23 protein-coding genes are annotated in these 22,773 nt (G+C 65.0%); 4 read left to right on the top strand and 19 right to left on the bottom strand.

The genetic code is table 11. From position 1 onward, the window contains the following. The 12 genes from ileS to ACIQ3B_RS07310 form a co-directional block, all read right to left on the bottom strand. Positions 1 to 2,272: isoleucine--tRNA ligase (ileS, locus tag ACIQ3B_RS07365; protein ID WP_397401124.1), on the bottom strand; the 2,272-nt coding region annotated here is incomplete at its 3' end. 155 nt (positions 2,273 to 2,427) lie between these two features. Next, the gene (locus ACIQ3B_RS07360; RefSeq protein ID WP_397401122.1) at positions 2,428 to 3,717 is read right to left on the bottom strand and encodes a DUF6895 family protein; all 1,290 of its coding nucleotides are present in this window, start codon (positions 3,715 to 3,717) and stop codon (positions 2,428 to 2,430) included. Next, positions 3,717 to 3,983 (bottom strand): hypothetical protein, encoded by a 267-nt coding sequence (locus tag ACIQ3B_RS07355; protein WP_397401121.1) that lies wholly within the window; start codon positions 3,981 to 3,983, stop codon positions 3,717 to 3,719. The genes ACIQ3B_RS07360 and ACIQ3B_RS07355 overlap by 1 nt, the downstream gene beginning before the upstream one ends. A gap of 227 nt (positions 3,984 to 4,210) precedes the next feature. Further along, a complete protein-coding gene (locus ACIQ3B_RS07350; RefSeq protein WP_397401119.1) occupies positions 4,211 to 4,624 on the bottom strand; it encodes a hypothetical protein in 414 nt (137 codons plus the stop codon). Positions 4,625 to 4,676: 52 nt separating this feature from the next. Continuing rightward, positions 4,677 to 5,615 carry a bifunctional riboflavin kinase/FAD synthetase gene (locus ACIQ3B_RS07345; RefSeq protein ID WP_397401117.1) on the bottom strand — a complete coding sequence of 313 codons (939 nt, stop codon included), beginning with the start codon at positions 5,613 to 5,615 and terminating at the stop codon, positions 4,677 to 4,679. Next, entirely contained in the window at positions 5,612 to 6,034 is a 423-nt protein-coding gene (locus ACIQ3B_RS07340) for a MaoC family dehydratase (protein WP_397401130.1), read from the bottom strand. Before ACIQ3B_RS07340 ends, ACIQ3B_RS07345 begins: the two co-directional genes overlap by 4 nt. 21 nt (positions 6,035 to 6,055) lie before the next feature. Next, positions 6,056 to 6,931: a TIGR01459 family HAD-type hydrolase gene (locus tag ACIQ3B_RS07335; RefSeq protein WP_397401115.1), complete on the bottom strand. Its 876-nt coding sequence runs from the start codon at positions 6,929 to 6,931 to the stop codon at positions 6,056 to 6,058. A gap of 71 nt (positions 6,932 to 7,002) precedes the next feature. Beyond that, positions 7,003 to 8,256 carry an EAL domain-containing protein gene (locus ACIQ3B_RS07330; RefSeq protein WP_397401113.1) on the bottom strand — a complete coding sequence of 418 codons (1,254 nt, stop codon included), beginning with the start codon at positions 8,254 to 8,256 and terminating at the stop codon, positions 7,003 to 7,005. A gap of 101 nt (positions 8,257 to 8,357) precedes the next feature. Beyond that, positions 8,358 to 10,004, bottom strand: a complete 1,647-nt coding sequence (locus ACIQ3B_RS07325; protein WP_397401111.1) for a GMC family oxidoreductase — start codon at positions 10,002 to 10,004, stop codon at positions 8,358 to 8,360. 93 nt (positions 10,005 to 10,097) lie between these two features. Continuing rightward, positions 10,098 to 10,976, bottom strand: coding sequence for a 3-hydroxybutyryl-CoA dehydrogenase (locus ACIQ3B_RS07320; protein ID WP_397401110.1), 879 nt, complete (start codon positions 10,974 to 10,976; stop codon positions 10,098 to 10,100). A gap of 220 nt (positions 10,977 to 11,196) precedes the next feature. Next, complete coding sequence (locus ACIQ3B_RS07315) at positions 11,197 to 12,141, bottom strand: electron transfer flavoprotein subunit alpha/FixB family protein (RefSeq protein WP_397401108.1); 945 nt, start codon at positions 12,139 to 12,141, stop codon at positions 11,197 to 11,199. Beyond that, positions 12,142 to 12,888 carry an electron transfer flavoprotein subunit beta/FixA family protein gene (locus ACIQ3B_RS07310; protein ID WP_397401106.1) on the bottom strand — a complete coding sequence of 249 codons (747 nt, stop codon included), beginning with the start codon at positions 12,886 to 12,888 and terminating at the stop codon, positions 12,142 to 12,144. It abuts the gene before it with no gap. Between the two features lie 148 nt (positions 12,889 to 13,036). Here ACIQ3B_RS07310 and ACIQ3B_RS07305 point away from each other — a divergent pair, with 148 nt between their 5' ends. Then, positions 13,037 to 13,306 carry a hypothetical protein gene (locus tag ACIQ3B_RS07305; protein ID WP_397401104.1) on the top strand — a complete coding sequence of 90 codons (270 nt, stop codon included), beginning with the start codon at positions 13,037 to 13,039 and terminating at the stop codon, positions 13,304 to 13,306. On the opposite strand, the gene ACIQ3B_RS07300 is transcribed toward ACIQ3B_RS07305, so the two are convergent. Together ACIQ3B_RS07300 and ACIQ3B_RS07295 are read right to left on the bottom strand one after the other, a co-directional pair. Continuing rightward, positions 13,303 to 13,878 carry a cob(I)yrinic acid a,c-diamide adenosyltransferase gene (locus tag ACIQ3B_RS07300; RefSeq protein ID WP_397401101.1) on the bottom strand — a complete coding sequence of 192 codons (576 nt, stop codon included), beginning with the start codon at positions 13,876 to 13,878 and terminating at the stop codon, positions 13,303 to 13,305. The two genes, ACIQ3B_RS07305 and ACIQ3B_RS07300, sit on opposite strands and share 4 nt — an antisense overlap. Beyond that, positions 13,878 to 14,075, bottom strand: coding sequence for a twin transmembrane helix small protein (locus ACIQ3B_RS07295; RefSeq protein ID WP_397401099.1), 198 nt, complete (start codon positions 14,073 to 14,075; stop codon positions 13,878 to 13,880). The genes ACIQ3B_RS07300 and ACIQ3B_RS07295 overlap by 1 nt, the downstream gene beginning before the upstream one ends. 358 nt (positions 14,076 to 14,433) lie before the next feature. On the opposite strand from ACIQ3B_RS07295, the gene ACIQ3B_RS07290 reads away from it, so the two are divergent. Both ACIQ3B_RS07290 and ACIQ3B_RS07285 read left to right on the top strand, forming a co-directional pair. Beyond that, a complete protein-coding gene (locus ACIQ3B_RS07290) occupies positions 14,434 to 15,084 on the top strand; it encodes a TetR/AcrR family transcriptional regulator (protein WP_397401097.1) in 651 nt (216 codons plus the stop codon). 13 nt (positions 15,085 to 15,097) lie between these two features. Continuing rightward, positions 15,098 to 15,733 (top strand): TetR/AcrR family transcriptional regulator, encoded by a 636-nt coding sequence (locus ACIQ3B_RS07285; protein WP_397401095.1) that lies wholly within the window; start codon positions 15,098 to 15,100, stop codon positions 15,731 to 15,733. Positions 15,734 to 15,856: 123 nt separating this feature from the next. Here the strand turns inward: ACIQ3B_RS07285 and ACIQ3B_RS07280 are convergent, their stop codons facing one another. Next, entirely contained in the window at positions 15,857 to 17,497 is a 1,641-nt protein-coding gene (locus ACIQ3B_RS07280; protein WP_397401093.1) for an acyl-CoA dehydrogenase family protein, read from the bottom strand. A 78-nt stretch (positions 17,498 to 17,575) separates the two neighbouring features. Here ACIQ3B_RS07280 and ACIQ3B_RS07275 point away from each other — a divergent pair, with 78 nt between their 5' ends. Further along, positions 17,576 to 18,208: a glutathione S-transferase family protein gene (locus ACIQ3B_RS07275; protein WP_397401091.1), complete on the top strand. Its 633-nt coding sequence runs from the start codon at positions 17,576 to 17,578 to the stop codon at positions 18,206 to 18,208. Positions 18,209 to 18,319: 111 nt separating this feature from the next. Here the strand turns inward: ACIQ3B_RS07275 and ACIQ3B_RS07270 are convergent, their stop codons facing one another. From ACIQ3B_RS07270 to ACIQ3B_RS07255, 4 genes are read right to left on the bottom strand one after another with little or no spacing between them, the layout of a single operon-like run. Then, positions 18,320 to 19,117, bottom strand: coding sequence for an alpha/beta fold hydrolase (locus ACIQ3B_RS07270; RefSeq protein WP_397401089.1), 798 nt, complete (start codon positions 19,115 to 19,117; stop codon positions 18,320 to 18,322). Between the two features lie 14 nt (positions 19,118 to 19,131). Continuing rightward, positions 19,132 to 20,001, bottom strand: coding sequence for a D-alanyl-D-alanine carboxypeptidase family protein (locus tag ACIQ3B_RS07265; RefSeq protein ID WP_397401087.1), 870 nt, complete (start codon positions 19,999 to 20,001; stop codon positions 19,132 to 19,134). Beyond that, positions 19,989 to 21,080 (bottom strand): Rieske 2Fe-2S domain-containing protein, encoded by a 1,092-nt coding sequence (locus tag ACIQ3B_RS07260; RefSeq protein ID WP_397401085.1) that lies wholly within the window; start codon positions 21,078 to 21,080, stop codon positions 19,989 to 19,991. Before ACIQ3B_RS07260 ends, ACIQ3B_RS07265 begins: the two co-directional genes overlap by 13 nt. 17 nt (positions 21,081 to 21,097) lie before the next feature. Beyond that, positions 21,098 to 22,708, bottom strand: a complete 1,611-nt coding sequence (locus tag ACIQ3B_RS07255) for an alpha-glucosidase (RefSeq protein ID WP_397401083.1) — start codon at positions 22,706 to 22,708, stop codon at positions 21,098 to 21,100. Positions 22,709 to 22,773: the final 65 nt, after the last annotated feature.

The raw sequence follows: 22,773 nt of genomic DNA, 5'->3' as shown, positions 1-22,773 counted from the left end.
AGAACTCGGTGATCGGCCGGATAACATCCTGAAAAACATAATCATTATATGCGGTGCGAACCTGGGCGTCGAGTTCGTAGAGCCGATGCAGGATGAACCGCTCCAGCGGCGGCATCTGCTCCAGTTCCACGGCTTCATCCGGCAAATAGTCGGCCAGGGCGCCCAGCATGTAGCGGACCGTATTGCGTAGCTTGCGATAGGCGTCGGAAGTCGTCTGCAGCACCGTCTTGCCGATGCGGCTGTCGTCGGCGTAGTCGATCATGGCCGCCCACAGGCGGATGATTTCGGCGCCGCTTTCGCGGATCACCACCTCGGGATCGACGGTGTTGCCCTTGGACTTGGACATCTTCTCGCCGTTCTCATCCATGGTGAAACCGTGGGTGAGGATCGCGTTATAAGGCGCGCGCCCGCGCGTGCCGGAGCTTTCCAGCAAGGAGGACTGGAACCAGCCTCGATGCTGGTCGGAACCCTCGAGGTAGAGATCGGCGGGCCATCTGGTATGCGGCCGGTTTTCCAGGGTGAAGGCGTGGGTGGAGCCTGAGTCGAACCAGACATCGAGGATATCCTCGACCCTTTCGAAACGCTGGGGATCGTGCTCGCCCAGGAAATCGGCGTCAGGGCGATTGAACCAGGCGTCGGCGCCTTCTTTGGCGATCAGGTCGACGATGCGGCGATTGACCGCCTCGTCGTGCAGGGGCTGACCGGTTTCCTTGTCGACAAACATGGCGAGCGGCGCGCCCCAGGCGCGCTGGCGGCTGATCAGCCAGTCGGGGCGGCTTTCCACCATCGAGCGGATACGGTTCTTGCCGCCGGCGGGATAGAATTTGGTCGCCTCGATGGCCTCTAGTGCGGTCTCGCGCAGGGTGCGGCCGTTATGCGCCTTGTCCTCAAGCGGCTCGTCCATGCGGATGAACCACTGCGGCGTATTACGGAAGATGACGGGCGCGCCGGACCGCCAGGAATGCGGATAGCTGTGCTCCAGCCGCCCGCGCGCCAGCAGGTTTCCAGCCTCGATCAGCTTGTCCATGACGGCCGGGTTGGCGGGGCCGAACTTGCCGGACTTCTTGCCCTCGGTTTCCAGCACCTTCAGGCCGGCGAACAGCGCCACGCCCGGATAGTAGGCACCGTCGGGATCTACCGTCTCCGGGATCTCACGGTGTCCGTGAGCCATCCAGACCACATAGTCGTCCGCGCCGTGGCCGGGCGCGGTGTGGACGAAGCCGGTGCCGGCGTCGTCGGTCACATGGTCACCGGACAGCATCGGCACGGGGAAGCCGTAGTGGTTGTCCAGACTGGCCAGCGGATGGGCCAGCACCATGCCCTGGCAGTCGACGGCCTCGATCTTGCGCGCGCTGGCGATCATGGCGGCCTTGAAGACATCGCCTGACAGCTTCTCGGCCACAATCAGCCGGTCGCCGGGTTTGGCCCAGGGCTCGAAGGCCAGGCCCGCTTCCATGGCCTCGACCTGGTAGACCGCGTAGTCGATGCTCTCATTGTAGCTGACGGCCCGGTTGGCCGGGATGGTCCAGGGCGTGGTGGTCCAAATCACCACCGAGGCGCCCTGTGTGGCGTCGGAGCCTTCGACCACGGGGAACTTCACCCAGATCGTCGGACTGGTGTGGTCGTGATACTCCACCTCGGCGTCGGCCAGGGCGGTGCGCTCCACCGGGCTCCACATCACGGGCTTCGAGCCGCGATAGAGCTGGCCGGAGGCCATGAACTTGTGGAACTCGGCCACGATGGTGGCCTCGCTGGAATAGTCCATGGTGGCGTAGCGGTTTTCCCAGTCGCCAATCACGCCTAGGCGCTTGAAACCGGCCATCTGAACGTCGATCCAGTGGCTGGCGTATTCGCGGCAGCGGGTGCGGAACTCGGCCTTGGAGACCTCGTCCTTGCGCCGGCCCTTTTCCTTAAGCTCCTTCTCGATCTGCCATTCGATCGGCAGGCCGTGGCAGTCCCAACCGGGCACATAGTCGACGTCGTAGCCCAGCAGGAACCGCGAGCGGACGACGAAGTCCTTCAGCGTTTTCTGCAGGGAGTGACCGATATGAATGGCGCCGTTTGCGTACGGCGGGCCGTCATGCAGGACGAACAACGGGGCGCCGGCCCTCTGACGCTCGGCGCGGATGGCGTGGTAGAGCCCGATCTCGTCCCACTTGGCGAGGATCTGCGGTTCCTTCTGCGGCAGGCCTGCGCGCATGGGAAAGGGCGTTTCGGGGAGGAAGACGGTTTCGCGATAATCGCGTGCGGTCGAGGTGGCGTCGTCGGCCATGAGCGTATCCAGGCTGGTTCGGTGTTTCTGGGGTGCGAGAGGGACCCGGCGCGCGCTGGAACGAAACCGTCCGCGGCGTCACGCCGGGCGGGTAATTCGCGGGGAGGTCCGAACCGAAATCATGGGCGTGGCTCTATCAGAGCCAGGCCGGGTCGTCATCCCCGGGCGTACGCCGGTTCCGGTCGATGTTGCGGCGTGAACCGCCGCAGCAACTCACCAGCCTGCACCGCCGCCGCCGAGGCGAACAGGCGCAGGTCGATGCAGGCCGAGACGATCTCACGCACCAGACGCAGGTCATGACCCGCCAGGGCGCGGCGCAGGGCGATGGTGGCGAGCAATGTGGCCAGCTGGTCCTGAGCCGCGTCATCCAGCGCGTGTAAGTCGCGCTCCCACTGCGGAACGGGCGTCCGTGGTGGCATCAAGGCCATCAGCGTCTTGGCAGCGCCGGGCGGGACACCGTCCTGCGGGACCGGCTGGAGACAAGCCTGCGGCAGGAGCAGCGCTGCGGCCAGCAGACCCATGACGAAGGCGGTGTGATAGGCCTCATCGAAGATAGCCCGCTGACGAACGGCATCGTCCAGGCCCGCCGTCTGCGCTGCGCTGAGGCTGAGGGAGGGCAGAAATCCGACGTCGTCTTCCACGCGCCGGAGCACGTCGAGCCCAAATCCGGCGATCGGCGACAAGGGCGCGCGCAGATAGGGCCAGGTGAAGAGCAGTTCCGCACAGAGATCGAAATCGTCGTCGTCGAGGCAACGGGCCAGCGCGGCTTCGGCGTCTTCAAAGAGGTCTGCCGGAGCGCGGGGCGGCGCAAGCTCGCGGAAGCCAAAGTCACTCAGGTAGATCAAGGCGTGGGTGAAGGCGTAGAGTTCTTCACGGCGGGCGGAAAGCGCGTCCAGGCCAGTGGCCAGGGTGGTCCGACCGATAGACCGGTCGAGGTCTGCGGGGGGTTTGAAACCCGGCATCTTGGAGGATAGCCAGGCCGCCTCGATGTCCTTCCAGGCCGCGCGTTCGGGCACGAGGTAGCCTGCCGCCACCGCATCCATCAGCAGGGCGTCGAAGCCCGTGTCAGGCAGGCCGGCCCGCGTGAGGCAGGCGTGGGCGACGCTGAGTTCGGGCGCCATGGTTGGTCGCATCCGGATTCTGGTCAGCAGGTCCTCGCTGCGGGCGTAGGGGACCAGGCGCCGCGCAAGGCGGAGCCAGATTGGCCCCAGCTCCGGGTCCGACGCCGCAGCCGGCGCTGTGGCGTAGACCAGCAAAGCCGTCTCGCAGATGAACTTTTCCTTGCGATAGGCCTGGCGATCTCCAGGGGGCCCGGGACCGTCGACCGCGAGCACCAGCACGGAGCGTTCGGCGAGCTCCAGGATGCGGCCCAGCCGACGCCGGAGATCGTGGGACGAGATGGGGTCCAGCCCCCTTGAGGGACTGGACCCGGCACCTGCCGCCATTAGCGCCTCATCTCCGGACCCATGTTGCGCAGGACGTCCAGGCCCTCGAGCTGGGGGCCCAGGCCGGTTTTCCAGATCTTGATCACCGAACTGTAGCCAGAGGCGATGTAGTCGTCGGCCACGACGCCGGGATCGAACAGTTCCGGCGTCACCTTGGCGACCAGCTTGCCCAGTTGCTCGAAGTTGACGATTCCGCTGTCGCGGACAGATCTGACCAGTTCCATTTCACGGTTGGAGAGGCTGGTGCGACGGATTTCGTCGGTCATGGTCTTCACTCCTTAAGTTGAAGTCACAGACACGGTCAGGCGCGCCCCGACCCGGAATGGGCCAGCGGTACGACGTTCTGACGGCTACGCGGCGTCGAGTGCAAGGGTACTGGAACGATCCCAAGGTGCTGGACTCGGCCTGGAATTGTCAACAACTATTTAATGTGTCTTGCAACTTTGAGTACAGCTAAGCTTGGCGGGCGGGGAAGCAATCCGACGCCACCCGGTCAAGCTGGAGGATCGCCGGGGAGCCGCTCCGGCCAGCGATGACCGGCGGCTCGCGCCAGACGATCCGCAAGGGTTGCTGAAATCTCGAGTTGGCCTACCGGCGGACGCCCAAAGCAAAGTTTCGCGCGCTGGCGTAGCGGGCGGGGGCTCGGCTCGACGAGGATCTGATCCCAAGGGACGAAGAACGGACGGTCAAAGGGGCCGAAGATCCAAGGGATGCCAAAACGCAGCCCACCTTCGCAGACCGTGAGGTTCAGGATGCAGAAAACACCCAGGCGCATCTCGCCATAGGAGAACTTGAAATTTGCCAAAGTCTGATCGGGTCGATCCGGAAACTGGCGGCTCAGCCGACCCCAGCCCGACATCAGGCTGAGCAAAGTCACACTGCCAAGCCAACCGATTGCGAACAGCACTGCGTGTCCAAGACCTGAAGGCAACGAGATCGGGTCCGCCAACGTGGGTCCTCTATGTCAACAGCTCCCGCGCGGCCTGCGCATCCGCCATCACCTGTTCCGTCATGATCGCCAGGCTGTCGAACTTCTCCTCAGGCCGCAGGAAGGCGATCAGGTCGGTTTCGATGATGCGGTCGTAGATGTCCTCGTCGAAGTCGAACAGCCAGACCTCAAGCAGGGGGGCGGTGACGCCATGGACCGTGGGGTTGACCCCGATGTTCGCCACGCCTGCCAGCTCACGGCCGTCAGACAGGCGCGTGCGGGTGGCGTAGACGCCGAAACGCGGGGTCACATAGTCGGCCAGCGCCACGTTCGCCGTGGGAAAGCCCAGTTTACGGCCCAGCTGGCGACCGCGCTGCACGGGCCCTTCGATGGCGAACGGGCGGCCCAGGATCTCGGCAGCGACCTCGGGCTTGCCGTCGCGCAGGGCGTTGCGGACGGCGGTGGAAGAGAACTTGTCGCCGGTCTCGTCGCCGAACGGCGCGGCTACCGAGACCCCGAAGCCCATTTCCCTCCCGTAGGCGGCCATGGTGTCCGGCGTGCCGGTGCGGCCCTTGCCGAAGGAGTTGTCGAAGCCCACCGAGACATGGCGCGCGCCCAGTCCCTCATTGAGGACCTCGCTGGCAAACTCCCGGTCGCTCATCCCGGCCAGTTCGGCGTCGAGCGGCAGGACATAGAGCATGTCGACACCCAGCTTTTCGAGCGCACGGGCCTGTTGATCCGGCTGCATCAAGTGAAATGCAGGCTCGTCCGGCCGGAAATATACCCGGGGGTGCGGGTCGAAGGTGATCACACCCAGCGGTGCGCCCAGATCACGCGCGGCGTCGGCTGCGAGCGCGATCACCTGCTGATGGCCCAGATGCACGCCGTCGAAACTGCCCATGGCGACCGAGGCGCCGCGATCAGCGGCCTGAAGGTCTTTCCAGCCGCGGATGACCCGGATGCGCTTCATGCGGCTCGGCGCGGCGCAATAACAACGGCCTCGCCGTCCATCACCGTGTTGCCACCCACTTCGCAGACGGTCTCGAGCGTGACCCGCCCCTTGGCTTCGTCCAGCGCCGTCACGGTGGCGCGGGCGACCACCAGATCACCGATCCTGACCGGCCGCCGGAAGCGCAGGGACTGAGACAGGTAGATCGCGCCGGGCCCCGGCAGCCGGGTGCCCAGGATGGCCGAGATATAGGCCGCCGAGAGCATGCCGTGGGCGATCCTCTCGCCGAACTGGGTGGTGCGGGCATAGTCCTCGTCCAGGTGCACGGGGTTGTTGTCGCCGGAGACCTCAGCAAAGGCCTCGATGTCGGCGGCGCCCACCACCCGGCTGATCTCCACGGCCTGACCCACGCTAAGCTCGTCGAAATAGAAACCCTGCACCGCGATCACCCCTCTTTGGCCTCACCACACCATATCGGCTATGGCCCAGGTCGCGTGAAGCCCGTCCTGGCGCAAAAGATCGTTCACGACCGGCATGATCAGGCCCTGGGCGTTCACGGTCTCGGCGCCGTGTATGCCGTTGGCTACGAACAGGGCGTCAAGTCCCTGGGCGTTGGCGCCGCGAATATCGGTGGGGAGACCGTCGCCGACACACAGGACCCGGCGGGGATCGATCTCGCGACCGAGCTCGGCTGCTGCCGCCGCCAGCGCCATCTGATAGATCGGCGCGAAGGGTTTGCCCGCCATGATCACCTGACCGCCCAGGCTCTCATAGAGTTGCGCCAGGGCGCCGGCGCAGTAGATCAGCTTGTCGCCCCTTTGCACCACAATGTCCGGATTGGCGCAGATCAGCGGCAGGCCGCGCGCCACGCACGCCCTGAACCGGTCACGATAGTCGCCCGGTTCATCGTTCTCGTCGTCGAAGGGGCCGGTCACGCATATGAAAGCCGCCTCGTCAGGCTCGCAGAGCCTCAGGCCCAAGCCCTCATAGAGAACCTCGTCGCGGTCCGGTCCGATCGCCCAGACCTCCTGCGCGCCCTGAGCCGTCAGCAGGTCCCGCGTCGCGTCGCCGGAGGTGATCAGCCGGGTCCATGCCGCCCGGGGCACTGCCAGCGAATCCAGCTGTTCAACAATGGGCGGCGCAGGTCGCGGGGCGTTGGAGATCAGGATGACCGGCCCGCATTGCGCCCTGAACCGCGACAGCGCTGCGCAGGCGGCCGGAAAGCTCTCCCGACCGTTGTGGATCACGCCCCAGACATCGCAAAGCAGCAGGTCATAGCGCCCGGCGATCTCGGACAGTCCGCCAACGGCAGTGGGCAAGCGCGTGGAAGAGCTCATGAACGGGGCGGTACGTGCTGGATCGCCCCGGGTCAACGCCTGCCGGCGCCGATATCAGGTTCGCCGGAGATTCAACCGAACGCAGCGCGACGCTGGGGCATCTCGATCACCCGGCGAGGGGGTGGACCGGTCTCGGCCAGCACGGCGTCCTTGATCGCGCGCGGCTCACCGAACAGGTGACCCTGGGCGATCTGGATATCGAGATCGAGGATATCCACCACCTGACGTTCGTTCTCCACCTTCTCTGCGATCAGTTCCACCCCGTAGCGGCGCATCAGGAGCGCGAAGTCTTCGGCGGCCAGGTCGGGCATGGAACGGAATACCAGGCGCTCACCAATATCGGTGAGATCATCCAGCAACCGCTGGGCGCCGATCCGCACGAACTTCACATCCGCCCGGGAAAGGTCCTGAAGGTCGAGATCCAGGTCTGCGACCTTGTCGAGGCTGAACCGGAAGCCGAGCTCTGCCAGCTTGCCCATGTTGCGCGCCTCAACCGACGTGCGGGCGTCGAAAGCCGCCTGCCCCACCTCGAAGATCAAGGCCGGCGCCAGGTCGCGGTTGGCGCGCAGCAGTTCCAGAAACTGGGGGAAGAACTCATCGTCGCCCAGGCTGGCCATGGCCACGTTGCAGAAGATACCCACCTGGCGGTCCTGGGCGGCCAGGCGGCGCACGATCTGCACGCAGCGGAAGAGCAGCAGATTGTCGATGGCGGTCACCAGGCCGGCCGGCTCGGCGACAGCCAGGTATTCGGCAGGCATGATGATCTTGCCGGTCGGGTCGCGCAGCCGGCTAAAGCTCTCATAGAACATCGTCCGACGCTGCGGCAGCGAGACCACCGGCTGCAGGTAGAGGTCGACGCGGTTCTCGGCCAGGGCCTCGCGCACAATCTCCATGAGGCCGCGTGAGGGAACCGGATCGGGCCCGCCGCGGGCGCCGCCATATCCGACGGCGGGACGCTCCTCGAAACGGCGGCTCATCTTGTGGACGAGATCCTCCAGCATATGGACCTCGTCGGTCAGTTCGGCGCTGCGGGTCAGGTCGGCGTCGATCGCGCGCGCCACGATGGTCACCCGGCCATCGATGCGTTCCACCTGCTCCAGGAGGATCTTGTGAGCCTCGCGCACGGCGCCGACCTCGGCGCGCATGTCGCGCATCTCCAGAAAGCGCATGATCATGCCGTGCGACGCCAGGCACACGCCCAGGCCGCCCATGAGAGCAGAGACCGCTACGCCCCAGCCCGTCCCGTTGCGCCACAGGGTGAGCGCAACGATGAGCGAGAGGCAAAGGTAGGTCGCAATGAGGAGCCCGAGGGTCAGCCGCCGCATGGATCCTGTTCCGAATCACCCAGAGTATCGACTGCGCGCACCCGGTTAGTCGAATTCATTAACCGTGGTCGGGTTTGGGAGGGGTTAACGCAGGATCAAGCCTACCGCCCCAACACCAAGTCCGACGCCTTTTCCGCGATCATGATGGTTGGCGCATTGGTGTTGCCGGACACCAGACGCGGCATCACCGAGGCGTCGACCACTCTCAGGCCCTCCACGCCATGCACCCGCAACTGCGCGTCGACCACAGCTCGCAGCCCATGGCCCATTTGGCAGGTGCCCACCGGGTGATAGATGGTTGAGCCAGCCATGCGGGCGTAGCCCAACAGGGCTTCGTCGTTGGTGAAATCTGGCCCCGGCAGCATCTCGTGGTCGATGTAGGGGGCCAGCGCCGGCTGGCTGGCGATTCTGCGGCCCCACTTCAGCCCCGCCACCGCCACTTCCTGATCCAGAGGATCGGCGAGATAGTTGGGCGCGATGGCCGGATAGACGGTGGGATCGGCGGATTTGATCCGGATGGTTCCCCGGCTCTCCGGACGCACCTGGCAGGGGGCAATAGTCAGGCCAGGCGCGCTGTCCAGCTCCATTTTGCCCTCCGTCACAGCCTTTTCCAGATTCTGTGAGGCCGGCAGGATATGGAATTGGATGTCAGGCCCCGCCAGGTCAGGCCGGGACTTGCACAACGCCGCCACGTGGGCCGCAGAAAGAGTCAGCAGGCCCTTGCGCTGAAATGCGTACTTCAGCACCTCGCCCACGAAGCGCGGGCCCTTGGTCAACTCATTGACCGACACTGTTCCGGCCTTCAGGCGATAGGTGACCGCCATGACGTAGTGGTCCTGCAGGTTCTCGCCCACGCCTGGCAGGTCGGCGATCACCTCGATGCCGTGGTCGCGCAGCAGGTCGCCCGGCCCGATCCCCGAGAGTTGCAGCAATTGTGGCGAATTGATCGCGCCGCCGGCCAGGATCACCTCGCGGCGGGCCCTGGCGACCTTGCGAACGCCGTTTTGCAGGTACTCCACCCCGACCGCGCGCTTGCCCTCGAAGATCACGCGCGTGGTCAGGGCGCGGGTTTCCACGGCCAGGTTGGCGCGGGCCATGGCCGGGTGCAGATAGGCCACGGCGGCCGAGCAGCGTTGGCCGTTCTTCACGGTGAGCTGGTAGTAGCTGACACCTTCCTGGTCCTCGCCGTTGACGTCGGCGTTGCGGGGGATTCCGGCCTCGACACAGGCCTCCACCACCGCATCGGACACCTCATGACGGGTGGTGACATCTGAAACGTTCAGCGGTCCGCCGACCCCGTGATGGGCGCTGGCCCCGCGCTCCTGATGTTCGGAGCGCCTGAAATAGGGCGCCACATCGTCCCAGCCCCAGCCCTCGCAGCCCAGCTGGCGCCAGCCGTCATAGTCGGCCTGCTGGCCACGGATGTAGAGCAGGCCGTTGATGGATGATGACCCACCCAGAACCTTGCCCCGTGGCCAGACATGCACCCGCCCGCCGGTGCCGGGATCCGGTTCGGTGGGATAGAGCCAGTTGACCTTGGGATCCTTCAATGTCTGCGCATAGCCCACCGGAACGTGGATCATCACGTTCGACATGAACTGACCCAGTTCCCGGGTAGGGCGGTCGTCGCCGCCGGCTTCCAGCAGGAGCACCTTGTTGGCAGGGTCGGCGGACAGCCGGTTGGCCAGCACGCAGCCGGCCGAGCCTGCGCCTACGATGATGTAGTCGGCGGTGATGTCGTCAGACATGAGCAGGATTCCAGTTACCGTTTTCGCTAAGGCAAACGGCAATAGGAAGGTGACTTTGCGGAAGTCTCCAGCCCGTTTCGGTCCTGACCGGGATTAACGGGTCGGAACGGGCACGGCGCCGCGGTAGTCATAGAAGCCGCGACCCGATTTGCGACCCAGCCAACCGGCCTCGACGTACTTCGTCAGCAGCGGGCAGGGGCGATATTTTGAGTCTGCGAGGCCCTCGTAGAGCACGTTCATGATCGACAGGACGGTATCCAGACCGATGAAATCACCCAGTTCCAGGGGCCCCATGGGATGGTTGGCGCCGAGCTTCATGGCGGTGTCGATGGCGTCGACCGTACCGACGCCTTCATAGAGCGTGTAGATCGCCTCGTTGATCATCGGCACCAGCACGCGATTGACGATGAAGGCCGGGAAGTCCTCGGCGTTGGACGTGGTCTTGCCCAGCGACTGGGCGAAACTGACGGCAGTCTCGTAAGTGGCGGGGCCCGTGGCGATACCGCGGATGATCTCCACCAGCTTCATCACCGGCACCGGGTTCATGAAGTGCAGGCCGATGAACCGGTCCGGCCGGTCGGTCACCGAGGCCAGGCGGGTGATCGAAATCGAGGAGGTGTTGGAGGCCAGGATCGTGTCAGCGCCGAGGTGGGGGCCGAGCGCGCGGAAGATGGTCTTCTTGGTCTCTTCGTTTTCCGTGGCCGCCTCGATGGCGAGGTCCGTGGTCCCGATGGACCGGAGTTCCGGCGCGGCCTTGATCCGGCCTATCGCCGCTTCCATGGCGGTGTGCTCGATGATGTTGCGGCTGACCTGGCGGGTCATGTTCTTTTCGATCAGGGCAAGACCCTGGGCGATCCGCTCGGCGCTGACGTCGTGGAGCAGGACGTCGTACCCGGCCAGGGCCACTACGTGGGCGATACCCGATCCCATCTGACCCGCGCCGATGATGCCGACTGTCCTGATATCAACCATACTGCCTTGGCCTCGATGCCTTCGGGCGAGCACCGCCCAAACTCAGGGCAGGCTTTCTAGCACGTGAATGGCGCATTGCGGCAAGCGGTTTGCTGCGGCGCAACAGGTCGACGAACCGAAGTGCTGTGGTGCGCCGGGTTTCCCAGAGGTGCGCCGAACACGAAAAGGGGGTGCCCTCACGATGAGACCACCCCCCGATTCAATTCACGTCCGACTGCGCCTACACGCCGGCGGCGGTCAGTGAGCTCATCAGTTCCGGCACCGCAGTCTTGTAGTCGGCCACCAGACCAAAGTCGGCGACCTGGAAGATCGGCGCGTCGCCGTCCTTGTTGATCGCCACGATGATCTTGGAGTCCTTCATGCCGGCCAGGTGCTGGATGGCGCCCGAGATGCCGATGGCGATGTAGAGTTCCGGCGCCACGACCTTGCCAGTCTGGCCCACCTGGTAGTCGTTGGGCGCGTAGCCCGCGTCAACGGCGGCGCGGCTGGCGCCCACGGCGGCGCCCAGCTTGTCGGCGAGAGGCTCGATCACCTTCTGGAACTCTTCGGCAGAGCCCATGGCACGGCCGCCGGATACCACGATCTTGGCGGCGCCAAGATCCGGGCGGGCCGACTTGACGATCTGCTGGCCGATGAAATGCACCTTGGCCTGCGCGCCGGGGGCAGCGGCAGCCTCGACCTTGGCCGAGCCGTCGGTAGCCGCCGCCTTGAAGGCGGTGGGGCGCACGGTCAGCACCTTCTTGGCGTCGGCCGACTGGACTGTTTCCAGGGCGTTACCGGCGTAGATCGGACGCACAAACGTGTCGGCGGAGACCACCTCGATCACTTCGGAGATCTGGGCCACATCCAGCTTGGCGGCGATACGAGGGCTGAAGCTCTTGCCCTGCGAGGTGGCGGGGATCAGGACGGCGTCATAGCCCCCCATGAGACCGACGATCAGGTCGCCCACAGCCTCGGCGATGCCTTGGCCAAGCTCGGCGCTTTCCGCCGTCAGCACCTTGCGCACGCCGCTGATCTTTGCGGCGTCGGCGCCCAGCGCAGCCGTATTTGTCCCGGCCACGAGGACATCCACGTCTCCCGAGATGGCCAGGGCTGCGGTGACTACCTTGTTGGTGTTGTCCTTTAGCGTCGCGTTGTCGTGGTCGGCGATTACGAGAACGGCCATCTAGAATACCCCCGAAGTCTTGAGGTTGCTGACGATGTCGGCGGCGGCTTCCACCTTGATGCCGGCCGAGCGCTTGGCCGGCTCGGTGACCTTGATCACCTTCAGGCGCGGCGCGGTATCGACGCCGAGCGAAGCCAGTTCCTTGACGTCCAGCGGCTTCTTCTTGGCCTTCATGATGTTGGGTAGGCTGGCGTAGCGCGGCTCATTGAGGCGCAGGTCCGCCGTCACAACTGCCGGCAGGTTCACTTCCAGGGTCTGCAGGCCGCCGTCGACCTCGCGGGTCACCTTGGCTTTGCCGCCTTCGACGGTGAGTGCCGAGGCGAAAGTCGCCTGGGGCCAATCGAGCAGCGTCGATAGCATCTGGCCGGTGGCGTTGTTGTCGCCGTCGATGGCCTGCTTGCCCATCAGGACGAGGTCGGGATTTTCTTCGGCGATGATCGCCTTCAGCACCTTGGCCACCGCCAGCGGCTCCAGGTCCTGGTCGGTCTGGATCAGGATGGCGCGGTCAGCGCCCATGGCCAGCGAGGTCCGCAGGGTCTCCTGCGCCTGGGCCGGACCGATGGAAACAGCCACGACCTCCGTCGCCACGCCCTTCTCCTTGAGTCGCACGGCTTCTTCGACCGCGATCTCACAGAAGGGATTCATCGACATCTTCACGTTTGCGAGGTCGACGCCCGTCTGATCGGCCTTCACGCGGGCCTTGACGTTATAGTCGATCACCCGCTTGACCGGGACCAACACCTTCATGGGTTGCTAGCGCCTCAAATTGGGGTTTCTGAACGAAATAAGCGGGAGGGCAATAGCGGTTCCGCCGCGCATTGCAAGCTTGCGAGACCTCATTCCCATTGTGACCGGGCACTAGCCAGACCCCCCTCTCGTTACGTAAAAGGCATCCATGAACCCGAACATTGAGCGCCTCAAGCTCATCTTTGTCGCCCTCTTCGCCGTGATCGTCGCGGGCGTGCTGGTATGGCAGGTGGGTTGGATTATCCCGCAAAAGAAGTGCGAGGCAGCCCGCAAGTGGTGGGATGTCGACCAGCGGGTCTGCGCACAGCCGGTGCTGATTTCCGACATCACCGGCCGCACCATCGAAGACAAGGCCGCCGAGGCCGAGGCGAACGCCGCCATCGGCCGCCCCGCGCCGCCCGCCGCCGCAAAGCCCTAACGCGTCGCCCCGGAAACCCAGAACACCTCGGCCTCGCCGCGGCCATTGGCCCAGCGTGCGGCGACGAACAGAAAGTCCGACAGCCGGTTGATGTAGCGAAGGGCCGGACCGCTCACCGGCTCGCCGGCCTCGATCAGCCTCACAGCCTCCCGCTCGGCGCGCCGGCAAACGGTGCGGGCCAGGTGCAGCGCTGCGGCGGCCGGTGTCCCGCCAGGCAGCACAAAGGACATCAGATCGGGCAGCTTCGTATTCAGTTCGTCGATCGCGGTTTCAAGCCGGCCGACCTGGCTGTCGAGAATGCGCAGCTTCGAACCTGCAATCTCATCAGGGGCTGCCGGGGTCGACAGGTCTGCCCCAAGGTCGAAGAGTTCGTTCTGGATCCGCGCCAGCATGGCGTCGAGCAGGGCGTCCCCGACGGTATGGACACGGGCAAGGCCCAGGCAGGCGTTGGTCTCGTCGACAGCGCCATAGGCTTCAACCCGGATGTCGGCCTTGCTGACCGTGGCGCCCGTAGCCAGGCGCGTCGTACCCGCATCACCGGTGCGGGTGTAGATGCGATTGAGCGTGACCATCAGCCCTGGCCCCGGTACCAGGCGGCAGCTACCAGCACCGCAATGGCGATCGCCTGCATCAGCACGCGCAGTCGCATCAGCTTGTTGGAATAGGACCGCCCGAACTCGCCGCCTCGGAACAGGGCGAAAAGTCCAACCAGCAGCACCAAGCTGACCGCCGCGAGCGCGGCATAGATGAGATAGTCAAAGATACCCATGGATTGATCTTAGGCCGACAGGGCCGGGTCCCGCTACATCAATCCCTAAGGACCACAACTGACCCTGCGCAATGACTGGAACGACTCCGTTCAGCGAACGATGGTTGGCAGCATTTCCACTTTCCCGGAAAATCTGGCCGAATAGGCACAATTTTTGCTCCTTAAGGGTTGCCAGCATGGCCAAGAACGCGTGTGGGTGGCAAAATGTCGCAGTCGACAAGCCCTCCATAAGGGATTATTTGTTGCCTAACACAACTTGCAATGAACATGTTCACTGTGGCCTTCGGCGTCTTTGTCGCTAGCCGCCATCGAGTATACCGCCCGGGACATTATTGGTCCGGTACAGCCACAGAGTCAGATGATCCAAAGCGCGGCAATCCGATCAGAAGGCGAAACGCCGAAACGCGCGCCCACAAGCCGTGCGCTTGCAAAGCGCCAGACGCGACTGAAGGTGCTCAATGCCGCCCGCAATCTGTTCAGCGAGGAGGGCTATGAGGGCGCCACCATACGTGATATCGCCGCCGCCGCCGGCATGTCGACCGGCGCGGTCTTCGCCAGTTTCCGCGACAAGTCGGATTTGTTCCGCGAGATAATGTCCGATGATCTCGACACGTTGCTTGTCGTCATGCGCACAGCAGGGACCCAGGGCGGCAAAATCGAGGACAGCCTGCTGAAAGTCCTGATGGCGGGTTACGCCTTCTACAAGGCCCGCATGCAACTGGCGCGCGCCGCCTTCAGCGTTGCATGGGATATCGATGGCGGGCCGGCGCTTCGCGCCCTTGCCTTGAGTCGCGGCTTTCAGGACGTCTTCAGCGAGCAACTCACTTCGGCCGTCGAACGCGGGGAACTGTCCCAGCAACCCGAGGTCAAACTGCGCAGCCAGATGCTGATGGACTGCTTCCTGGCCAACTTCTCCCAGGCGATTTTCGAGGGGTGGAGCCTGGACGCGCTGCAGGCCCGCGCCAAGGACCAGATCCGGATAGTGCTCGCCGGAGCGCGTCGCGGCTGATAAATGCTCTGGAATGAAGGTCGATACCGGTTCCATCGCTTTTGCGTCGCCGGTGCGCGCCTCCCAGAAGGAAGCAACGCGGCAGCGGGTGCTCGCGGCGGCCCGCAATCTTTTCAACGTCCAGGGCTATGAGGGCACTACCATCCGGGATATTGCCCGCGATGCAGGCGTGGCGGCAGGCACTGTCTTCACCTCCTTCGCCTCCAAGGGCGAGATTCTCTCCGAGGTGATGGATGCCCGGAGCAAGTTTCTTTCGGGAGAACTGGATCGGGTTTTGCCCCATCTTCGCGGCTCGACGCTGAACAGGTTGCAGACCATGTTCGGCGCGCACATCCAGTTCGAGATGCAACACCCCAGGCTGTTCCTGGCGCATATAGCGGCGGCCTACGATCTGGCGCAGACACCGGGCGTCCGGCCGTTTGGTCAGAATGCGCAGCTGAGGTCGGTGCTCTACGACTGCCTTGCCAAGGGTGTCGAAGACGGCGACATCGCAGCCGATGCGAACCTGGATGAGATCGTCGCCCTGCTGCTCGCGGTTCAGGCCTGGACCTTCCGGATGGCGACTGAAGGATCGGACGCCCGCTCGATGATCGCGGCAATGGATCGTCGGATCGCCTTGATTGTAGACGGCATCAGGCCGCGCAGCTAGATGTGAGCGCGTAAGCTTGTAGCTGGTTACCGGTTCAAGCGACCGTCGCACTCTAAATGTATGGAAACGAGCCTGTCTATCCGGTTCAGATGATTCCATCTGAACCGGATAGGCTCCAACGCCTCAGTTCGCGCCTTCGAGCAGGCGCCGCGCAATCACCTGGGCCTGAATTTCCCCGGTGCCTTCGAAGATGTTGAGGATGCGCGCGTCAGCCAGCACGCGGCTGACGGGTTGCTCGACGGCAAAGCCGGTTCCACCGTGAATCTGCACCGCATTGTCCGCCGCCGCCCAGGCGATGCGGGCCGCCGTCAGTTTAGCCATCCCGGCCTCAAGATCGCAGCGACGGCCCTCGTCCTTGGCGCGCGCGGCGAACCAGGCCAACCGCCGGGCTCCTAGAATCTCCGCGGCCATCATGGCGAGCTTGTTGGCGACACGCGGGAAGGCCGCGATGAGTCCGCCGAACTGTCGCCGCTGGAGCGCGTAATCGAGGGCCAGATCGAGGGCGTTCTGCGCCACACCGATGGCCCGTGCCGCGGTCTGGATCCGGGCGCTTTCGAAGGTGGCCATCAACTGGGCAAACCCCTGCCCCGTCTGGCCGCCCAGCAGGTTGCGGTCTGCGACTTCAAAACCATCAAAGGCCAGTTCGTACTCCTTCATGCCGCGATAGCCGATGACCGCGATCTCGCCGCCGCTCATACCGATCGCGGGGAAGGGGTCTGCCAGGGTCCCCCGCGGCTTCTCGGCCAGAAACATCGAAAGCCCTTTATGGTCCTTTGAGGCGGGCTCGGTGCGGACCAGCAGGGTCATCACATCGGCCCGTGCAGCATGGGTTATCCAGGTCTTCGCTCCGTAGACCCTCCAGCTGTCGCCGTCGCGGACAGCCCGGGTGCGCAGGGATCCCAGGTCGGATCCGGCCTCCGGCTCGGTGAACACGGCGGTAGGAATGGTCCGGCCCGAGGTGATTCCCGGCAGCCATCGCGCCTTCTGGTCATCCGTGCCGTGGGCCAGGATCAGCTCAGCGGCGATCTCGGACCGGGTGCCCAGTGAGCCGGCGCCGATCCAGCCGCGCGATAGCGCTTCGGAGACCACGCACATCGCCACCTTGCCCATGCCCGCCCCGCCCCAGGCCTCAGGCGCGGTCAGGCCAAATACGCCCAGATCACCCAGCTCTTCCAGCAGACCGAGCGGGATCAGTTCATCGCGCAGGTGCCAGCCCTGGGCGTGCGGGGTGATTTTCTCGGCGGTGAAGGCATAGAACTGGTCCCGAACCGCCTCGAGCGTTTCGTCCAGCCCGCTTGTCTCCAGCGAGGGCCGCCCGCGGGCTGCGTCAAGAAGTTCGACAATCCGGAGCTTCACTTCCTGTGAGGCGCCGGCCCTCAGCCGTCCGATCACATGGCCCAGCCGATCTGCCGGAGCGAACACGTCGGCCGGCCGGAAAATCTCGCCCTGGTTCATGGGCAGGCCGCCGGCAAGCTGGCTCAGATACTCGTGAGCAAGGAGTTGTGCGGGCAGGGCTTCGGCCTCGCCGAAGTCATCGCCCAGCGACCGTGCCCAGACCGCCGTCTGCCGGAGGGTCTCGGCATAGGCCGCCGCCCAGGCGAGACCGTGGGAGGCATGTTGCTCGGCGTCGAGGGCGGTCCGGTCCAGCCGGCCATCCTTCTGGACGCGGCCGAGCACGGCGGATTGCAGAGAGGCTACAAGAGCTGCGGCCTCAAGCGCCGCCTCGTCCAGAAGGTCCGGGAGATGGGGAAGGATCAGGGTCATGTCGCCACTATAGGCGGCTTGCGTTGCGTAAGGGGAATGGGCGATGGATAAGTCCAATCAATCACGGGAACCGCGCCCATGCTTACCGTCCACCACCTGAACGACTCACGCTCGCAGCGCATCCTGTGGCTCCTGGAGGAGCTGGGCGTACCCTACGAGATCAAGCACTATGCCCGCGACGCGACAACCCGTCTGGCGCCGCCGGAGCTGGTGGCCGTTCATCGTCTAGGCAAGTCGCCCGTAGTGACGGAGGATGGGCATACGATCATCGAATCCGGAGCCATCATCGACTATATCGTGCGCAAGCACGGCGGCGGCCAACTGGTCCCGGCGGCAGGCAGCGCCGACTATGAGAGCTGGAACCAGTGGCTTCACTATGCCGAGGGCTCGGCGATGCTGCCGCTCATGCTGGCCATGTACACGGGTCGCCTTGGCGAGGCGGCCGCGCCGCTGAAACCCCGCATCGACAGCGAGACGGCCAATCACCTGGGCTATGTCGATGCCTCGCTGGCCGGTCGCGACTGGCTGGTGGGTGACGCCCTGTCCGCCGCCGACATCCAGATGAGCTTTGTCGGCGAGATCGTGAAGTCGACCGGTCGCGGCGGCGAATACCCTAATATCGCAGCATGGGTTGACCGCTTCCAGGCGCGTCCGGCCTACAAGACCGCGCTGGCCAAGGGCGGCCCCTACAACATGGGTCCGAAAACCTAGAGTGGGTTGAGGAAGAGTGGGAAACGGTTTTCCGCCCGCAACCCGCTCTGGACATATGAGGGCGATCACGTTTTTCGAGATTGGATTGATTCAATCCAATCTCGACGTGATCTAGCGGTAGTTGTCCGGGAAGTCGTCGTCGAGCATCCCGTCGAGGAAGTCGAAAACGGTCGCCTTCAACAGGCCGTGCGGGATCGCCGAGAAGTGGTCGCAGCCTGGCAGGGTGACGCCCTTGCCGCGCGGAAACACGGCCGCCAGCTCATCCGGATCACCTGCCAGTTCGTCGTGACGGCCCGCGACCACCAGCACCGGCATGGCCAGCGTTCCCAGCGCGTCGCGTTCCAGTGACCGGCTGTCGGCGGCGGAGCAGGCGGCCAGCGCCATCCGGTCCTCGCCCTGTTCATCGGCGAACTGGCGGAAGCTTTTCAACATCTCGGTCTTGATGTTGGTTGGATCCTCGGCCGACATGGCCTCGGCCATGGCTTCCACCGAACCTGCCGGGCGTGGGTCAAACAGTTTGCCGCCGATCCCGCCCAGCATCAGGTTGGAGATCCGGTCAGGGGCGTCGAGCGCCACCTGCATGGCCGTGCGCGTGCCCATCGAATAGCCGAACACATCGCAGCGTCCGACGCCCAGATGATCCAGCAACGCCAGGGCGTCGGCGGCTATGTGCTCGCGGCCATAGTCGGCGGGATCATGGGATTTCATGCTCTCGCCATGGCCGCGCTGATCCAGCGCAAGGGTTCGGATGCCGCGTCGTTCGAAGGCGGAGTACCAGCCTGTGCGCTTCCAGCCCTCGTTGCGGTTCGAGGCGAAGCCGTGGAGCAACAGGATCGTCCGCTGCGCAGGGCCAGGCGGAGGAATGTCGTCAAAGGCTATGGAGACGCCGTTCAGGATTGCATTTGCCATGCTGTGAGCTTGGATCAGGGAGTCTCGCCCGTCCATTCCCAATGCCAGGGTTCGAAGGCGTAATTGACGAAGCCAAACCGCGCCGCGTTCGTCACCAGCCACCGGTACGCGGCCGTCCGCGTCATGAACAGGCGGTTCTCGTCGGCGGTGGAATCCGCCGAATAGCCGGGCGCATGACCCACATAGAGGTCCGCGGCCGTTCCCGTTCGGTGCGCCGAGCAGCGGGCGCGGACAACACCATCGCAGTTGCCCTCGGCCAGACATCGGGCGGCGTCGAGGCTTGGGCTGCGATAGCCAGAGAAGATGGTGAGCGCATCAGGGTCGGCGGCGATCCCGGGGACCTCAGCACGCGCTGCGGCCGCCATCGCCCGCCAGGCCCGCAGGGCCGCCGGCTGCATCCAGACGGTCTTGCCGCCTGTGCCCTCACTGCGCGCAGCCTCGGTGATCAGATCCGGCGTCTCCGGGCAGATCCCGGCGGTAATGGCCGCGACGAACGGCCGTCGCGCCTGCGCCTGGGCCTTGAACTGCAGGAGTGTAGCTTCGCTGAGCACCCCGTCGCCAGGAAGGTTCCTCGTCGACTGCCAGGCGGCCAGCGCGGCGGCAAAGCCTTCGCCGGTCACGGGACATGTCGTGGCGATTTCGCGCTGGATGAGCGGCGCGTAGATCTCCCAGCCCACCTCATCTCGTCCGAACGGCCTCCAGAGGAGCGTGGTCAGAGACGCCGCATTGGACTCCGAAGCTGCGGTCCAGCCTTCAATGCGGCAAGCCAGCGATGGCGGCGCCAGGTCGGGCGCGGGCTGGGCTGTCGAAGCGCCTGCCGCACTTCCCAGGCCGACGATCAGGGCGACCCCGGCAAGGCTCCCCAGGAACCCTAGCTTCGCCACGTCAGCGTCGCGGCCTCGACGGGATTGACGAAGGCCCGGCCCTCGCGCCGACTGGCGACCCATTCGCGCTTCAGCGCCTGGTACCACTTGGCCTGACGATCCGCGTCGTCGATCCACAGAAGGGTCGGATCGTACTTCAGCCCCTGGTTCTGCAGGTTCACCATGTCGCCATCCTGGCGCAGGAAGGTGCGGGCCCACGCCGCGATCACAGGTTTCAGCAGCAGGAAAGCCGGGTGATCCGACCAGGCGATCTGCGTCACACGGGTCCGCGTGGCATCAATCGGTGTCAGGCAAGTCAGCGACAGCACCTGGTGTTTGCCGACCGTCACATGCTCCCAGCGCATGCCCGGGAGCCGGAAGGTGATCTCCGTCAGCGGCTGGCCGCCCAGCACCGCATAAGCGCGGCTGTTCTTCGAGGGTTCATGACGGACCATGGCGAACCCGTGCTCGCGCGGTTCGAAGCGTTTTCGCTTGTCGTGTTCGCTGCCCGAGTTGCGCCACCACCACTGGCGATGCACGTAAGGCCCGTGAGCCGGGTCCATCAGGCCTACCACCGCCTGGTCGATATGGGAGTCGAACACCACCTGATCGACCAGCTTGGGCGACCCTCCCACGATGCCCGGAAAATTCGGCGGCGGCCCGTCGGGCTCGCTGGCCGGCGCAGACCCCATCCAGACGAAGACAATGCCCTGACTCTCCACCACGGGATAACGCCGCACCGTGATCTTCGATACATCAAGGCTCTGATCTGCCGTGAGGGAGGGGATAGCCGCGCAGGCGCCGTCCTGACCAAACCGCCAGCCATGGTAGGGGCACTGCACGGTTTCGACACCTTTGGCGTCGAGATGAAACGACCCCGCCGACAGCGGCGCGGCGCGGTGCGGACAGACATCGCGCAGCGCGAAGGTATCCCCCCGGCGCGAGCGCCCCAGCATCACAGGTTCGCCCAGAATCTCGATCCGTGTGAGCCGGCCAGGTTTCAGATCGCGGGACAACGCACCCAGGTACCAGGTGTCCGTCAGGAAGCCCTGACCGAACCGGGTGTCGGCTTTTGAAGTCCGGGGCGCATCGTCTTCCATCCAGAGCTTGTAGCCGCCTAGGGCAGTTGCAGGAAGACCGCTGCGTAGGGCGCCAGCCCGATCGAGGCGCCGCGAATGTCGGCGTCGCCTGCCCTGACCGGCAATAGACTGGCCGTCTCCAGGGTCGGGTACTCCACAAACCGGGGCTCATCCGAAAGGTTGAACAGGCAGACAATGCGCTCGCCGGCATACTCCCGCACAAAGCCCAAAACGGGGTCTGCGGTCTGGATAAAGCTGATTTCGCCCAGCCGCATGGCTTCCGAGCCGTTCCGGAAGGCGATCATGGCGCGGGAGAACGCCAGGTTCGACTCCGGATCTGCCGCCTGTTCCTCGACGCTCAGGCCCCGATGCTCGACAGCCAGCGGCAGCCAGGGCGCGCCGGTGGTGAACCCCATCTGCGGACCAGCTGTCCAGGGCATTGGCGTACGGCATCCGTCGCGACCGCCGTCATAGGGCCAGTAGAGGTCTCCCACCGGATCGCGCAAAAGGTCTCGCGGCAGGGCGGCCTGCGGCAGGCCGAGTTCCTCGCCCTGATAGATCAGGGTGGTGCCCCTTAACGCGACCAGCAGGGCGAACAGCATCCTGGCCAACTCCGGCGACGCCGCCTTGCCGCCGAACCGGCTGACAGTGCGCGGGACGTCGTGGTTGGAGAAACTGATCGTCGGCCAATGGTGGGGATGGGCGGCCAGAGTTGCATAGTGGTCGGTGACAAAGCTCGACTGCAGCTTGCGCGCCAGCAGCATCACGAAGGTGTAGGAGGAGTGCAGCCCGGTTTCGGGCGGAAGATAGGCGCCGCAGCGTTCCTCTTCCTCCGAAAACTCCCCGAACACGAAACGGCCGGAGAACGCATCCACCCGCCGGCGGATCTCATAGAGGGTTTCGACGTTCTCCGGCAGGTTGGAGTCGTAGAAGTGGCGTTGCAGATTGCCGGCATGCGACCAGTTATAGCCCCGGCGCTCGTTCATCGGCACCGCCGGATTGGGCGTCAGGTCGGCATCGTGCAGGAATGTACCGGCCACATCGAGCCGGAAGCCGTCGACACCTTTCTCCAGCCAGTAGTCCAGCACCGACAGCGCGGCTTCCCGGGCGCCCGGATCGCGCCAGTTCAGCTTGGGCTGCTGGCGCAGGAACTTGTGGTGATAGTGCTGGCGACGGGCCGGCTGATAGGCCCAGGCCGGGCCGCCGAACACCGATAGCCAGTTGTTGGGGGCGGTTCCATCTTCCTGGGGGTCTGCCCAGACGTACCAGTTCGCCCTGGGACCATCCCTACCTCCGGTAAGGCTTTCCACAAACCAGGGGTGGACGTCGGAGGTGTGGCTCAGCACCTCGTCCAGCACCACCTTCAGCCCGATGGCATGGGCGGCGTCGAGCAGCCGTTGAAGGTCTTCCAGCGTGCCGTAGTCGGCCTGAACGCCTTCGTAGTCGGCCGTATCATAACCCCAGTCGCGGTTGGGCGAGGGATGGATCGGCGAGAGCCACAGGCCATCGACGCCGAGGCTCCTGATGTAGTCCAGCTTGGCCATGACGCCCGGCAGGTCGCCGTGGCCATCGCCGTTGCTGTCGAAGAAGCTGCGGACGTAGACGTGATAGAGGATCGCGCCCTTCCACCAGGGTTGAGCCTCGGGCATTTGCATCTCCTCCCCCATCGGGGGAGGGGGACCGCGGAACGCGGTGGAGGGGGCCAGCCCCATCC

Origin of the sequence: Phenylobacterium sp., from assembly GCF_044358365.1 — a bacterium.
Classification (GTDB): domain Bacteria; phylum Pseudomonadota; class Alphaproteobacteria; order Caulobacterales; family Caulobacteraceae; genus Phenylobacterium.
Note: the sequence above shows the minus strand (reverse complement) of the source record. Positions and strands in the feature narration are given on the sequence as shown.

Excerpts from the sequence above, each read along its gene's own strand:
- ACIQ3B_RS07360 (WP_397401122.1), bottom strand. The coding sequence starts at position 3,717 with ATGGCGGCAGGTGCCGGGTCCAGTCCCTCAAGGGGGCTGGACCCCATC.
- ACIQ3B_RS07355 (WP_397401121.1), bottom strand. The coding sequence starts at position 3,983 with ATGACCGACGAAATCCGTCGCACCAGCCTCTCCAACCGTGAAATGGAA.
- ACIQ3B_RS07345 (WP_397401117.1), bottom strand. The coding sequence starts at position 5,615 with ATGAAGCGCATCCGGGTCATCCGCGGCTGGAAAGACCTTCAGGCCGCT.
- ACIQ3B_RS07335 (WP_397401115.1), bottom strand. The coding sequence starts at position 6,931 with ATGAGCTCTTCCACGCGCTTGCCCACTGCCGTTGGCGGACTGTCCGAG.
- ACIQ3B_RS07330 (WP_397401113.1), bottom strand. The coding sequence starts at position 8,256 with ATGCGGCGGCTGACCCTCGGGCTCCTCATTGCGACCTACCTTTGCCTC.
- ACIQ3B_RS07325 (WP_397401111.1), bottom strand. The coding sequence starts at position 10,004 with ATGTCTGACGACATCACCGCCGACTACATCATCGTAGGCGCAGGCTCG.
- ACIQ3B_RS07320 (WP_397401110.1), bottom strand. The coding sequence starts at position 10,976 with ATGGTTGATATCAGGACAGTCGGCATCATCGGCGCGGGTCAGATGGGA.
- ACIQ3B_RS07315 (WP_397401108.1), bottom strand. The coding sequence starts at position 12,141 with ATGGCCGTTCTCGTAATCGCCGACCACGACAACGCGACGCTAAAGGAC.
- ACIQ3B_RS07310 (WP_397401106.1), bottom strand. The coding sequence starts at position 12,888 with ATGAAGGTGTTGGTCCCGGTCAAGCGGGTGATCGACTATAACGTCAAG.
- ACIQ3B_RS07305 (WP_397401104.1), top strand. The coding sequence starts at position 13,037 with ATGAACCCGAACATTGAGCGCCTCAAGCTCATCTTTGTCGCCCTCTTC.
- ACIQ3B_RS07300 (WP_397401101.1), bottom strand. The coding sequence starts at position 13,878 with ATGGTCACGCTCAATCGCATCTACACCCGCACCGGTGATGCGGGTACG.
- ACIQ3B_RS07295 (WP_397401099.1), bottom strand. The coding sequence starts at position 14,075 with ATGGGTATCTTTGACTATCTCATCTATGCCGCGCTCGCGGCGGTCAGC.
- ACIQ3B_RS07290 (WP_397401097.1), top strand. The coding sequence starts at position 14,434 with ATGATCCAAAGCGCGGCAATCCGATCAGAAGGCGAAACGCCGAAACGC.
- ACIQ3B_RS07285 (WP_397401095.1), top strand. The coding sequence starts at position 15,098 with ATGAAGGTCGATACCGGTTCCATCGCTTTTGCGTCGCCGGTGCGCGCC.
- ACIQ3B_RS07280 (WP_397401093.1), bottom strand. The coding sequence starts at position 17,497 with ATGACCCTGATCCTTCCCCATCTCCCGGACCTTCTGGACGAGGCGGCG.
- ACIQ3B_RS07275 (WP_397401091.1), top strand. The coding sequence starts at position 17,576 with ATGCTTACCGTCCACCACCTGAACGACTCACGCTCGCAGCGCATCCTG.
- ACIQ3B_RS07270 (WP_397401089.1), bottom strand. The coding sequence starts at position 19,117 with ATGGCAAATGCAATCCTGAACGGCGTCTCCATAGCCTTTGACGACATT.
- ACIQ3B_RS07260 (WP_397401085.1), bottom strand. The coding sequence starts at position 21,080 with ATGGAAGACGATGCGCCCCGGACTTCAAAAGCCGACACCCGGTTCGGT.
- ACIQ3B_RS07255 (WP_397401083.1), bottom strand. The coding sequence starts at position 22,708 with ATGCCCGAGGCTCAACCCTGGTGGAAGGGCGCGATCCTCTATCACGTC.